This window comes from Rhodopirellula europaea 6C, assembly GCF_000338295.1.
GTDB lineage: Bacteria > Planctomycetota > Planctomycetia > Pirellulales > Pirellulaceae > Rhodopirellula > Rhodopirellula europaea.
The window spans coordinates 1-13,171 of the sequence record NZ_ANMO01000252.1 but is presented as its reverse complement, the minus strand read 5'-3'; the positions used below and the strand labels follow the sequence as shown (position 1 = coordinate 13,171).

The 13,171-nt window shown below is 53.9% G+C and carries 14 protein-coding genes; 13 read left to right on the top strand and 1 reads right to left on the bottom strand.

The features are described 5' to 3' along the window. Window positions 1-18 precede the first annotated feature (18 nt). The 8 genes from RE6C_RS26645 (at window position 19) to RE6C_RS26615 (ending at window position 6,831) form a co-directional block, all read left to right on the top strand. Window positions 19-1,299, top strand: coding sequence for a hypothetical protein (locus RE6C_RS26645; protein WP_008661697.1), 1,281 nt, complete (start codon window positions 19-21; stop codon window positions 1,297-1,299). Beyond that, window positions 1,292-1,834 (top strand): hypothetical protein, encoded by a 543-nt coding sequence (locus RE6C_RS26640; RefSeq protein ID WP_039963547.1) that lies wholly within the window; start codon window positions 1,292-1,294, stop codon window positions 1,832-1,834. Before RE6C_RS26645 ends, RE6C_RS26640 begins: the two co-directional genes overlap by 8 nt. A 127-nt stretch (window positions 1,835-1,961) precedes the next feature. Beyond that, a complete protein-coding gene (locus RE6C_RS31090; protein WP_144054883.1) occupies window positions 1,962-2,234 on the top strand; it encodes an HTH domain-containing protein in 273 nt (90 codons plus the stop codon). Window positions 2,235-2,324: 90 nt separating this feature from the next. After that, window positions 2,325-2,531, top strand: coding sequence for a hypothetical protein (locus RE6C_RS31955; protein ID WP_144054882.1), 207 nt, complete (start codon window positions 2,325-2,327; stop codon window positions 2,529-2,531). A 324-nt stretch (window positions 2,532-2,855) separates the two neighbouring features. After that, the gene (locus RE6C_RS26630) at window positions 2,856-3,314 is read left to right on the top strand and encodes a hypothetical protein (protein WP_008661686.1); all 459 of its coding nucleotides are present in this window, start codon (window positions 2,856-2,858) and stop codon (window positions 3,312-3,314) included. 144 nt (window positions 3,315-3,458) lie between these two features. Next, the gene (locus RE6C_RS26625; RefSeq protein WP_008661684.1) at window positions 3,459-5,012 is read left to right on the top strand and encodes a recombinase family protein; all 1,554 of its coding nucleotides are present in this window, start codon (window positions 3,459-3,461) and stop codon (window positions 5,010-5,012) included. Between the two features lie 26 nt (window positions 5,013-5,038). Further along, on the top strand, window positions 5,039-5,896 hold the full coding sequence (locus RE6C_RS26620; protein WP_008661683.1) for a plasmid partitioning protein RepB C-terminal domain-containing protein: 858 nt from the start codon (window positions 5,039-5,041) through the stop codon (window positions 5,894-5,896). After that, a complete protein-coding gene (locus tag RE6C_RS26615; protein ID WP_008661682.1) occupies window positions 5,893-6,831 on the top strand; it encodes a plasmid partitioning protein RepB C-terminal domain-containing protein in 939 nt (312 codons plus the stop codon). Before RE6C_RS26620 ends, RE6C_RS26615 begins: the two co-directional genes overlap by 4 nt. A 239-nt stretch (window positions 6,832-7,070) precedes the next feature. Here the strand turns inward: RE6C_RS26615 and RE6C_RS29635 are convergent, their stop codons facing one another. Continuing rightward, entirely contained in the window at window positions 7,071-8,567 is a 1,497-nt protein-coding gene (locus tag RE6C_RS29635; RefSeq protein WP_052035044.1) for a S1C family serine protease, read from the bottom strand. A 665-nt stretch (window positions 8,568-9,232) separates the two neighbouring features. On the opposite strand from RE6C_RS29635, the gene RE6C_RS26605 reads away from it, so the two are divergent. From RE6C_RS26605 to RE6C_RS26585, 5 genes are all read left to right on the top strand, one after another. Beyond that, entirely contained in the window at window positions 9,233-9,595 is a 363-nt protein-coding gene (locus RE6C_RS26605; protein ID WP_052035043.1) for a hypothetical protein, read from the top strand. A gap of 3 nt (window positions 9,596-9,598) precedes the next feature. After that, window positions 9,599-9,793, top strand: a complete 195-nt coding sequence (locus RE6C_RS26600) for a DUF2997 domain-containing protein (protein WP_008661678.1) — start codon at window positions 9,599-9,601, stop codon at window positions 9,791-9,793. Between the two features lie 55 nt (window positions 9,794-9,848). Continuing rightward, window positions 9,849-11,315 (top strand): AAA family ATPase, encoded by a 1,467-nt coding sequence (locus RE6C_RS26595; RefSeq protein WP_008661677.1) that lies wholly within the window; start codon window positions 9,849-9,851, stop codon window positions 11,313-11,315. Window positions 11,316-11,625: 310 nt separating this feature from the next. Further along, window positions 11,626-12,006, top strand: a complete 381-nt coding sequence (locus tag RE6C_RS26590; RefSeq protein ID WP_008661676.1) for a hypothetical protein — start codon at window positions 11,626-11,628, stop codon at window positions 12,004-12,006. Window positions 12,007-12,125: 119 nt separating this feature from the next. Beyond that, window positions 12,126-13,124: a hypothetical protein gene (locus tag RE6C_RS26585; RefSeq protein ID WP_008661675.1), complete on the top strand. Its 999-nt coding sequence runs from the start codon at window positions 12,126-12,128 to the stop codon at window positions 13,122-13,124. The last annotated feature ends 47 nt before the right edge of the window (window positions 13,125-13,171 follow it).

The window sequence follows — 13,171 nt, the reverse complement described above, 5'->3', positions numbered from 1 at the left end:
CTACATTGGAAACCGACTATGGCGAAAAAAAAGAAGGTAGCGAAGCGGACCACCAAGAAAGCATCTTTGAAAAAGAAGAGCGGGGCGGTATCACAAGTGGCTTTGCGTCAGGAACTCAAAAAGTTCCTGGCGCTCGCGGAACCATTTGAGAATTCTGAACACCTGTCTCTTCTGACCGATAAGCGAACCAACGCGAGCTATTTACAGTGCCACCTCAGGGCAAGCGATCTGATTAGGCTTGCAACGATTGATGTTCCGCTAGACCCGGACGAGCAGTCTGAGTATCGGGCTAATCGTGAGATACTTGCTGATCACACGGCATTTAGGAAGATGAAAGACGATGCATTGAATGGAAGAACATTTAGCGATATCGTCTGCGAATACACGACTGAGTTTGACTCAGAGCACCCAATCAAGATTATCGGTGGCCAGCATCGATACGAGGCTATTCGTGCAGCCGTCGACTCGGATGTTAATGAGTATCACGGCCTGAAGATTTATCTCAAGTTGAACAAAAAGCAGCGTCTCGACGTCCAACTCATCTCTAATACAAATATTGCTGTTTCGTCCGATCTCTTCGACCGAATGCAAGAGACGGTTGGGGGACCGGAGCTTCGCGTTTGGTGCCAGAATGTAGATCTGCTGTCGGACGGGCAGGACTTCACCGACAAGCATCAGCGCGGTGGCCCCATCTCGGTTCAGATGGCTCGCACGTTCATCACCAACTATTTCAGAGGCAAGAAGATCAACGCTGTACAATTTAACAGCTTGAATACGACGCCGCAAAAGTGCCCATCCGGCCAACACGACTCGGATTGGGATCAACTTAAAATTGAGTATCCTGATCTTTGGAGCGATGAAGGATTGATCGTCGCTGGCAAAGAATTTGCAAAGCTCATAAAAGCTCAGCGTAGTGCATTCAAAGACAAAAAGCCGAAGCCAAAGCCTGACTTCCCAGAGAAAGCCCTAAACATGGCCATTCTACCAGCATGGGCATTGGTCGCTGGCATTCTGCATGACAACCCCGAACGTCTTAAGCGACACTACGGCTTGGCGAAAGCAAAAGGTACAAATGATCCCTTGAACGCTGCCGCGCTCGCGAAAGGTCATCACAAGACAGACCCTGACAATTACAGAGGATTGGGCTCTCGCACCGATCCAAAAGAAAGAGGTAGGTTTGCTGAGTTGTTCTTTCATTGTGCTGAAAAGAATCGACAGATCACAAAGCAGACAGTGGATATTGCTATCGCGAAATACCACGCTAAACAGGCACAACTGGAGGTTGAGAAACTTGAGTGAGATAGATGACTTCGCTTCCGGCCTGCTGGAAGAAGCAAAGCGGTTTCTGGAAATGTCAAAACTATGCGAAGTGGACGAAGGAGTTATTGCCTTCCGGCATGCGGCGATTCTAACTGGGTTTTGCGCGCTCGAAGCTCACATCAATTCCATGGCAGATGAGTTCGTACAAGGCGGAGGCCTGAGGGTGCATGAGGAAGGATTGCTTTCGGAACGCAAAGTTCGTCTTAAAGATGGACAGTTCGTTTTGACCGATTCGTTGGAAATGAGTCGACTGGAAGACCGCATCCTTTTCCTGCATCGTCGATTTTCTGGAAAGCCGCTGGACCGCGATTCGTCATGGTGGTGCGAACTTGGGGCCTCCACGAAGTTACGCAACCAGTTGACTCACCCGAAGTCGGTAACAGTTCTCTCTGATCGTGATGTTGAACGTTCGTTGCAGGCGATTATTGACACGATAAACGCGATGTTTCTCGCTATTTACAAGAGACCGCTCCCCGTCGCTGCGCGAGGTTTGCAGTCCAAGATGACTTTCTAGATCTACGAGAAGAGATGTTGGGAAATAGACCCAAGACACCGAAAAATTCGCTGGATGTGTTTTCGAGACAGAGGTAACTGTGTGGTCACGGTGGCCAACGCGGAACCTCCAAACGCCCAAGAACGCTTTGGCAAAGAAGCCGTCGACCAAAAAGCCCACCGCGAAGAAAGCCGACAAAAGGATGTCGCGGATCGACGCGGCCTTGGCGGTTTGGAAGACGGCTCGTAAAACGCTTTCCTGCAAAGAGATGGTCGAAGCGATGGCCAAGGCAAAGCTTTGGACTTCGCCCGGGGGCAAGACGCCCGACGCGACCTTATATTCCGCGATCCTACGCGACATCGGAAAGGGCTCGGACGCCCGCTTAAAGAAGGCCGCGCCCGGCGGGTTCACCAAAGCATAAACGCGAACCGCCGACGCCGGCTCACGCTGCGAAGGGATCTTTTGATCCTTCGCGGTTTTTCGATTCCGCACATCCACCGAGGACCCAACCATGAAGACGTTCCACGTCGCCACGCTGGCCCGCTACGTTTTAGTTGACGCGGCCGACGAAGCCGCCGATGTTGAGGATGGCCTGCTGGTCCCGCAGGGTTTCAGGTCGATGCAGACCATCTTTGGATTAGCGATGCCGAGCCTTTGCTGGGGCTTCTTGAACTGCTCCCACTGGGGCATCACTCCCGTTGAGCCATTTCGGCCGTAGCCGTAGCGCTCGTCCAATGTTAATCCAGTTTCCGTTGTCGCTGACTGGCACGATGACGGCGAATTCTTGATTCGCGTGAAGTTTGTTGTCTTCGGCAGGTGGCAGCGAGCCATCAACTGTGCGGCGAAGACGATCGGCTCAATCACTTCATCGCCCCAGTCTCGATTGGGCAACTTCGACCATGCTAGGTACGGCGATTTGTCCGACGTTACTTGAGCGATCCAACTCGGACGCGATGCGTTCCGACTAGCGTGGAGTTTGGCGAGTCCAAAATTCTGCGACGAATCTCGTTGGTTTACATCGAGCAAGCCGGGAGACCCCACCGTGCAAATCGAAAAAAAGCGAGCGATCAGGGAGGCACTCGCTACATTGGCTTCAAGCCACGCGATCGTCGTGCAGCAACTCGAGTTGGCGATCGAAATGCTCAACGAAGAAGTTGACATCGATGATATTCCGCTGCCCGTCCAAACACTTCATCGGTTCGGATCGCGACAGAACTCACTCGTTGATCCCAGTTCGCAATCGGTTTTGTGGAAGGGCCGAGTCTGCTTTCTCGGAAACAATCTCTTGTTTCGATTCTTTGAACGTATTTCGCGATCGCCCAACCAATTCATCTCCTACGACATCCTGCTCGACGAGGTCTGGGGCGGACGCCGGGAACATTCCAGTATCCGCGGCGTGGCAAAACGTCTTCGTGATCGCTTGGCGTTGGGCGGAATGGCCGAACTGTCAAGCAAGATCGACGGGTCAAACTCGGGGTTCTATCGTTTGATCTTGGTTTGATCACTGCTTGAAAATCAAACGCAGATCAAACGCAGAAACACCGATAGTCAAACGCAGATCAAACGGGGATGAGACATACTGCGAGTGAAATTCGGCTCTCGAGCCAATGCCACGCCCATCTGTCTCGGATCAGGAGTCCTCCACATGAGTCAAACGTCTGAAGAACCGGAAACCAAACCCGTCCAGGCCGCGCAATACGTTCGGATGTCGACTGAGCATCAGCAGTACTCGACCGCGAACCAAGACGATGTCATTCAGGAGTACGCAAAACAGCGGAACTTCGAAATCGTCAAAACGTACGCCGACGAGGGCAAGAGCGGGCTCAACGTTGCCGGTCGGCGGTCGCTGCAAGCTCTCATCGCAGATGTGCAGAACGGCATCGCTGACTACGAAGCGATCCTGGTCTACGACGTCAGCCGATGGGGCCGATTCCAAGACGCCGACGAAAGTGCCTACTACGAATACTTGTGCAAACGGGCTGGTATCTCGGTTCACTACTGTGCCGAGCAGTTTGAGAATGACGGCGGACCAACTTCGACGATCATCAAGAGCGTCAAAAGAGCCATGGCCGGCGAGTACAGTCGGGAGTTGTCGACCAAGGTGTTTCAGGGGCAATGTCGTTTGATTGAATTGGGTTACCGACAAGGCGGGCCGGCGGGGTTTGGGCTCCGGCGGATGTTGATTGACCAGTCGGGCGAAGCAAAGGCTCAATTGGCTCGTGGTGAGTGCAAGAGCTTGCAAACTGACCGCGTGATCTTGGTGAAGGGTCCAGAGCAAGAGATCGAGACCGTCAATCGTGTTTACCAGATGTTCGTCGTGGAGGGCCAGCGTGAGCGTCAGATCGCCGATCAATTGAATTCCGAAGGTATCGCGACAGACCTCGGCAGGTCATGGAATCGCGGTACGGTCCGTCAATTGCTGACGAACGAAAAGTACATCGGCAACAACGTCTACAACCGAACGTCGTTCAAGCTAAAACAACGGCGTGTGTCCAACGAACCAAACATCTGGGTTCGCAAAGACGCGGCGTTCGAAGCCGTAATCAGCCAGGAACTGTTCTACACCGCTCAAGGAATCATTCGAGAGCGTTCCAAGTGCTACAGCGACGAGGAGATGATCACCTGCTTGCGTTTGCTGATGGATCAGAATCCAACACTGTCGGCAGGGCTGATCGACGCCGCCGAGAACACACCCACATCGTCAACTTACCGCACGCGATTCGGCAGTCTGATTCGGGCGTATCGTTTGGCCGGGTACCAGCCTGATCGCGACTACGAATACATCGAGATCAACCAGAAGCTTCGGGAGATGTACCCCGACTTGATCGGCGATGTGGTGTCTCGGTTGGGGGCGGCCGGCGCGTCCGTCACGCAAGACGTGGACACGGACCTGTTACTGATTAACGGCGAATACAGTGCGTCAATGATGCTTTCACGCTGCCGGCAAACGGAAGCCGGTTCGCTCCGGTGGATGATCAACGTTGAACAAAAGATCGCTCCCGACATCACGATCTTGGTCCGAATGGACGCGGCCAATGAGCACGTCGTCGATTATTACCTGTTGCCGATCATGGACATCCAAGCGCCTCGCTTACTGCTTTGCGAATCAAACGGCGTGTACTTGGACACGTATCAATTCGACAATCTCGACTACTTTGCGGCACTGTCCGAGCGAAAGAAGTTCGAGGTGGCGGCATGAGATTGTCTGATGACAAGGAAATTCGGATGATACCTCTCGACCAGATCTCGGTTGTCAATCCGAGAGAACGCGGTCAGAAGAAGTTTCGACAAATCGCGAAAAATATCGCCAACATCGGTCTCAAGAAACCGATCACGGTCACGCCCAAACCCGGAAGCAAAGACAAGTTCCTTCTGGTTTGCGGTCAAGGACGCTACGAAGCGTATCAAACGCTTGGACAAGATGAAATTCCATGCATTGTGGTCGACGTGTCCGAAAGCAAATTGCTCTTGATGAGCCTTGTGGAGAACCTTGCTCGACGCAATCCATCAAGCGTCGAAATGGTTCACGCGATTGGTGCCCTGAAGGAACGCGGCTATTCGTTTGCCGAGATTGCCACGAAGACGGATCTCAATGTCGGGTATATCCGCGGAATTATCAAGCTGATTCAACGGGGCGAGGAACGGTTGGTGATGGCGGTCGAGCGAGGTCAGATTCCTGTCAGTGTCGCTGTCACCATCGCGGTCTCTGACGATCACGACATTCAACGGGCGCTGACTGAGGCCTACGAGTCAAACGATCTACGCGGGAAGAGATTGCTCGCGGCTCGGCGTTTGATCGAAAAACGCCAGACCGAAGGGAAGTCGCTGCGTCGTGGAACGCGGCGTACGAAGTCAGCGGTTTCAAGCAAGAGGCTGTTGCAAACCTATCAAGCTGAATCGGCAAAGCAGAGATTGGTGATCCAGAAATCGAAACTTTGTGAAACCCGGTTGCTGTTCGTTGTCTCGGCCATCAGGCAACTTGTGGAGGACAAGAAGTTCGTCGATCTCCTTCGGTCGGAAGACTTGGACACCATGCCGGCGTATCTCGCGACGGAACTCAGTCGAAAAGGCTGTCTCACATGAAGTCCAAGGTAAAGCTCGCGTGCGAAGGCGCGATTGTTGAGATCTCACTCTCTGACATACTTCCGATGCGAAAGGTCGCCAAGAACTCAAAAAACACCGTGAAATATCGCCAGATCGTTTCCTCGATCAAACAGATCGGCTTGATCGAACCACTGGTCGTTCACCGACAGAAAGGCAGCGATCATCAGTACATGCTCCTGGATGGCAATGTCCGGTATGAAGTCTTGATGGAACTCAAAGTGGCCTCTGTCAAGTGTTTGATTGCTTTGGATGACGAGGCGTTTACCTACAACCACAAGGTCAATCGTCTGACTGCAATCCAAGAGCATTTCATGATCATGAAAGCGGTCAAGAGTGGGGTGCCGGAATCGCAGATCGCTGATGTGCTGGACATTGATGTCGCCCTGATTCGCAAAAAGCGAGACCTATTGGTTGGCATCTGTCCCGAAGCAGTTTCACTTCTCAAGGGAAAAAAGGCGACCAACGCTTCGTTCGCTCAGTTGCGCAAAGTCGGCCCGATGCGACAGATCGAAATGGCCGAACTGATGTGTGCAACGAACAATTTCTCGGACAGCTACTCGAAGTGCCTGATCGCCGCGACGCCGGCAGATCAATTGGTCGACAAAGAGAGTTCGCGTGAGGTTGATGGTCTTTCGTCTATCGAGATGGCACGGATGGAACGCGAAATGGAAACTCTGACCAAGGACTTCAAGCAAATCGACAAAGTCCATGGGAAGAACGTGCTCAACTTGGTCATCGCGGTTGGGTACTTGAAATCGCTACTCGACAACGCTCGCGTCGTTCGGTATTTGGCGGGGAACTATCCCGAAATCCTCACGGAACTGCAGAAAGTTTCCGAATCACGATTGCTAGACTCTGAAGTGGATCCCGAGACCGGCACTGACAAGCCTGAATCTGATGAGGATGCTCAGTAGCCTAAATCACCCGATGGTGGCGGATGGGAACGCCTCGGCAGACTACGGCCGAGGCGTTTTGATAGCGGACGCCCGCGACATGGTGTATGGCGTGAAAGTTCCTCGAAACAGCCGGGAAGTACGAACTGATCTGCGGCGAGGGTCGGTTGCTGGCTCACAAGAAGCTCGGCAAGACGCATGTGCTTCCCGAGGTCGTGACTTGCACTCGCAAATCGCAAGAAACTCTGGGGAAACGATAGCTACTTATCGGACTCCTGCCGGCTCTTCTCTTCCCGGACGTCGTTCAGGATAATTGGACCAAACATCTCAATGCGCTCTCGCTCACGGCGAGCCCATGATTGCTCATTCGCCCCTAGTTTTGACAAAAGAACGGTAACCGCTTTTAACTCACCCACCTTCAGTAGCTGAATGTGTGTCGCGTTTATATTGACGGCGACTGCATCAACATTAAACTTGCCCGTCCTATCAGAAAAGTTACGCCGCAATCGTTTCATGACCGAAAGCATCGCGTAGTCGTTGTAGACACGCAGCAGCTCCGAAGTTTCAAACAGTTCAAACAACGGTATTAATGAAATTTCGTAGAGAATCTTTCCGCCTTTTGACTTGTACGGCAGTGACTTTCCGACGAAGAATACTCCTTCCAAGCTAACATTCGAGATGGGATCGACTCCGAGCTTGGCTTGCAACTCAGCGGCGTCGTAGTCGTTTCGGACCATTTTGCACATTGCTCCATCGACTTGGTAAAGAAGGCCTCCTTGTTGAATTTGAACGAGTGTGGAATTCGCCTTAATTCTTACAGTGTCTCCAAATGATGCCTGCTGAATATGCCCGACTGGCAAGGAAGCTTGAAGCGATTTGTACGGGTCTCCCGAAGATGGAATGGGATCTACTTGGCTGTCGTTCAAGATAAGTTGATCAAGCAGTTGCTTTGCGATCCTGGCTTTAAGCTCTTCAAGCTGGGCCTCGGGAATCATTTGACGGCGGTCAACGGAAGCACTCTCGCCTGGGCTTGATGTTGAATCCGCAGTTCGTTCACCTATTGGGAATTTCAAGAGGGGATTTTCTGCAGCAACTTCCAGTGCTTTGAGAATGTCGATGCTCGAAATTGCAAAGTTGAGGCTCTGGCTGCCAGTCCCTCCAAGGTAGAAACTGTTCATTCCAATCACCTTTCCGTCGATCGAAACCAATGGGCCACCGCTATTGCCAGGCGAGATAGCAGCGTCGGTCTGAATCCAGTTCGCTTCAATATCCTGTTTTATGTCTTTGAAGCGGCCACTCATGAAGGCTGCATCTCTTGAAGCGCTGACGATTCCGCGGGAAATAGAGAATTCCAATCCTTGCGGATTCCCAAAAGCGAGTACCGTCTGTCCTTGTTTCGGTAATTTCTCTTCCAACGCGATCGGCAGCATGAGCTCCTTTCTTGTCTTCACTCGCAGAACTGCGATATCTCGATCTGCATCTTTGAAAAGCAGTCCTTCCACAGGCGCGAAAACGTCACCGTTAAATTTGACGAGCACCTGGGCCGCTGTATCGACGACGTGCCAGTTTGTAACAATTAGCTGCGAATCGACGATGAAGCCAGTTCCAGAGCCTTTGTCGGTTTGAAGAAAGACGACAGACTTGCCAACTTGGTCGACGAGTTCCACCAACGGTTCGTCAGCCGGGGCAACCATCATTCGCGAAGACAAGAATACGAGGAGGATGCTCAATCGGATGAATGTAATGCCCGGCGTCATTTTTCCTCTCGTGCGAAAGCGTCTTGAATCCGCAAAGGTATTCGCTCTCCCGCCTGCAATCAATCATTTCGGCGTGCAGAAACGTATTGGAGCACTGGTTGAAACGCTTTATCCGCATGAACGTCAATCTTTGCGACAAGGAATCGCCAAAGTGCGTCGATCCGACATTTCGGTTCCTGGCCGGCGGCAGTCGAAGCGGCCGGGCTGATCGACAAGGTGACTTTTAAACCGCAACTTCGCCGATGGAACCGGTAACGTGTGATCGCGGAAATTCAAGCGTGGCACGACTCGGGACATCGGCTCGCCGAGGTGACGGATGGCGGATCGCAATTTTTAAGCATAGCGAATCCTGTGTGGTGCTGGATTGGTCAATTTGAAGCAAGGGTACTGGCTTGTTTCGCGTGGGGCCACCAGCATCCGGAGCTTTTCTTGGGGCTGTCTTGATCGAAATAGCGACCCGCTTGCGTGTCGCAAGGACGCCGGCTGTCGTCGGATTGATCCAGCGAGGCTGCGGATTGGAGTGAGTGACGTCGAAGGTTGGGCTTGAAAGCTGCAGGGAATAACCATCGAAAGAGCGTTAAATTTGGGGCCAAATTGCGCTACATCTAAATGACGGTGGCGAGGTAGCCACCGCGTTTTCTTGTCTCCTTTCAATGAGGAAAGAAATGTCTCATGTGGTAAAGCTATCGACGCAGGTTCGGGACGCCTCGGCAGTTCGGGCCGGATGCAATCGGCTGGGGCTCGACGAGCCGGTCGAAGGTGAAGTAATGCTGTTTAGTCAGACCGTTTCCGGACTTTCCGTGCAGCTTCGTGATTGGCGGTACCCGGTGGTCTTTGACCTCTCAACCGGTGAAACCAGGTTTGACAACTACCAGGGCTACTGGGGCAACCAGCAACACCTGAACGATTTTTTGCAGGCCTACGCGGTCGAAAAGACCAAACTGGAAGCTCGGCGTAAGGGATACTCCGTGACCGAGCGTTCGCTCGAGGACGGAAGGATCCAGCTATCCGTCAACGTGGGAGATTGAGCGATGAAGATCATTCAAGTGATCGTTGCGTCCGATGGCTCAACGAAGATCGAAACGGAAGGCTTTGCCGGCAGTTCATGCCGCCAAGCCAGTGAGTTCTTGGAACACGCCTTGGGTTCGCGGCAGAGCGAACGATTGAAAGCGGAGTTCCACCAAACCAACCCATCCAACATCAACGAACAAGCCCGGCAGCAGTGAAGCTGACCGGGCTTGTTTTTTGTATCCATCCAACCTTTCAACAAGGAGCGACGCTATGTCACTCACAACACGAATGCGAGAACTCGTCGATGCCTGTTTCAGCGGCATCTACATCCACTCGCACGAACACGAAGACGCAATCTCCGAACTGGCAATTCTCTGCGGCGCGGAGGATTGGCGGCTATCAACCTGGGACATCGACCGAGGGCTCAGTCCGCCGATTGCCGATGCCGAGGATCCGCTGTCAGCGATCCACGCGTTTCAAAACCGCGAAGGCGAAGGGACCAACATTCTGGTTCTGCAAAATTTCCATCGCTTCCTGCAGTCGGCCGAGATCGTGCAAGCGATCCACCACGCGGTGGTCGTCGGCAAGACCACCCGCAACATCGTGGTGATTCTGTCACCAGTCGTTCAGCTACCGGTGGAGCTGGCGACACTCTTTGTCACCGTCGAGCACGCCAGACCGAACCGTCGCCAGTTGCTCGAGATCGCTTGCGGTGTGGCGGTCAACGACGAGGAGCGGCCGGCCGATGATCAGATGGCTCCGATCCTGGACGCCGCCTCGGGGCTGACACGGTTGGAAGCTGAAAACGCATTTTCGCTTTCACTGGTTCGTCATCAGCGGCTAGAACCTGAAGCGATTTGGGAGATCAAGACTCAGACGCTCAAGAACTCGGGCTTGTTGACGCTGCACCGCGGCGGCAACGGATTCGATTCAGTCGGCGGTTTGTCTTCGCTGAAAGCATTCACACGGCGGGCATTGCTGCGTACCGATTCCGATCGATCGGTTCGTGCACGTGGCGTGATGCTGCTCTCGCCTCCTGGGTGTGGCAAGTCTGAGTTCTGCAAGTGTCTCGGCACCGAGGTCGGACGCCCGGTGTTGACGTTGGATGTTGGCAGCTTGCTGGGTTCGCTCGTCGGTCAATCCGAGGAGCGGACCCGTCAAGCCCTGCGGACCATCGATGCGATGGCCCCCTGTGTGCTGATGATCGATGAAGTTGAAAAGGCGTTTGCCGGTGCGGTGGGATCAGCAAACGATAGCGGCGTGTCGTCTCGCATGATGGGCACGTTTCTAACTTGGCTGAATGATCACGATTCCGATGTATTTGTGGTTTGCACGGCCAATGACGTGAAGCGACTTCCACCGGAGTTCAGTCGGGCCGAACGGTTTGACGGCGTGTTCTTCTTGGATCTTCCTGGCAGAACTCAGAAGGATGAAATCTGGCGACTGTATCGGAACCAGTTCGGCATCGCGACCGATGAGTCGACACCCGAGGACGATCAGTGGACCGGTGCCGAGATCAAATCGTGCTGCCGGCTCGCTGCGTTGTTGGATGTCTCGTTGATCGAAGCATCCAAGAACGTGGTTCCGATTGCGAAGACGTCTTCGGAATCCATTGGCCGACTTCGGCAGTGGGCCAACGGTCGATGCTTGTCGTCGGATCACTCGGGGTTGTTTCGTGCTTCGAGTGGATCTTCAAGCAAGCGACGGGGCACGCGATCGGCCCCATCCAACAACTGACAAAATCACGCCCCAATTCGGCGAGCCCTCGCCGAATTGGCCGTGGCATACAACCTCACCACAACCCGTCCTTACTTCGAACCTAGGAGAACAATGTCGCCACTTTTGATCGTTTGCTTGTTTTTGTCGCTGGCTCTGACGGCTGCCTCACTGCTGGTGTGGCAGCTTCGTCGTCGTGTCCGTGGCCTACACGCAATCGTGCACCTTCTGACCCAAAGGAAGTTTTACCATGCAGACCCAATCCTGCCGTCGGAAGACGAAGGCTCGGACAAAGCCCCTCGGTCTGACGACGCTATTCTTCAGCAGTCTCTTGATCGGTTGCGGCCCGTCGGGTCGCGACCTCAGTGACGCCAGCTGGCTGCAACTGCAGCAAGACATGCAGAACGAGCGAGCGGAGGTTGGTCGACAACGCGACCAACTGGAAGCCGATCGCCGTGAGTGGGATGAACGTGAACGAAGCGAACCGGTGCTCGCCGCGGTGATCTCATCCGCTGCGTTGATGTTTGCCTGTGTCTTGCCGCTGCTTTTCCTGGCTGGCTTGCTGTTTCAAGAGCAAGCGTCTGACTCTTCGGATGCCGCTTGCAACGAATTGCTGGACCAAATGGCTGATCTGACTGAGGCCTACGAGCAGCAGCGTATTACGCGTCAGCAACTGAACTCTCCGGAGAAACTCACTCACCAAGAGTCCTGACATTGGGGATCATCCCCGTGTTTTCAACGTCCCCTGTTTTGACGCCTCGTCGACCGTTTCGGTCGGCGGGGCGTTTTTCGTTTGTAGCGTCTTCAACTCATCGAAGGAAACCATTCACCATGTCCACCGCCAATTTGACCACCGCGTCGCCCGTCTCCGACTCACCCGCCTCTGAGTCTCACGCACTCGGCGATAACGAAGTGAACCCCATGGCCAGCGTCAGCGAGCGATTGCAAGCCGAGACCACCGCCGTGCGGCTGAAGATTCACTGGCCCAGCGTCCGTAAGACGCTGAGCAGTGACCAAACCCGGCAAGCGGCCGGAACGTTCGACGCGGACACCAAGTCGGTCTCTGCGTCCAAGAAGCTTCTCGACACCAACCACCCAGCATTCCGTGCCGCGACCGCAGTACGCAAACAGGCCGCCGATCACTGGAAAGCCAACACGTTGCCCTACACCGAACCTGGTATGCGGCTGATCAAGCGAGTCGACGTCCCCACGTTTGACGTGTTCATGACTTCGGTGCGAGCCGAGCTGAATGAAGCGGTTGAACAGCTCGAGCTGCACTTCGATGAACTGATCGATCAAGCTCGCGAGCGGTTGGGTGACCTGTTTGATCCAGCCGACTACGACATGAATCTACATCGTCTGTTTGGGATCGAGTGGGATTACCCCAGCTGCAACCCGCCGGAGTATCTGCTGCAGGTCAGCCCACAGCTGTACTACAGCGAATGCAGCCGCGTCCAGCGTCGCTTTGATGAAGCGGTGAAGCTAGCCGAACAAGCCTTTGCCGATGAGCTCGAACAGTTGGTCACTCATCTGGGTGAAAGACTGCGCGGCGACGGCGACGGTTCACCGAAGGTGTTTCGTGATTCAGCTGTCACAAATTTGGCCGAGTTCCTGGATCGCTTCCAACGATTGAACATCCGTTCGGACGATCAATTGGACCGCCTGGTGGCCGACGCTCGTCGTATCGTTGGTGGCGTAGTGCCGCAACACCTGCGCGAGCAATCGGAACTTCGTCAACGTGTGGCCACCGAGCTTTCTCGGGTGGAAGCTTCGCTAGAGGGTTGGATGACTGAGCGTCCCCGACGCAGCATCCTGAGACGATCACGCTGATGCGAGCTTCCACCGAGATCGTCGTGGGGCGACAAGGTGAGTTGCGA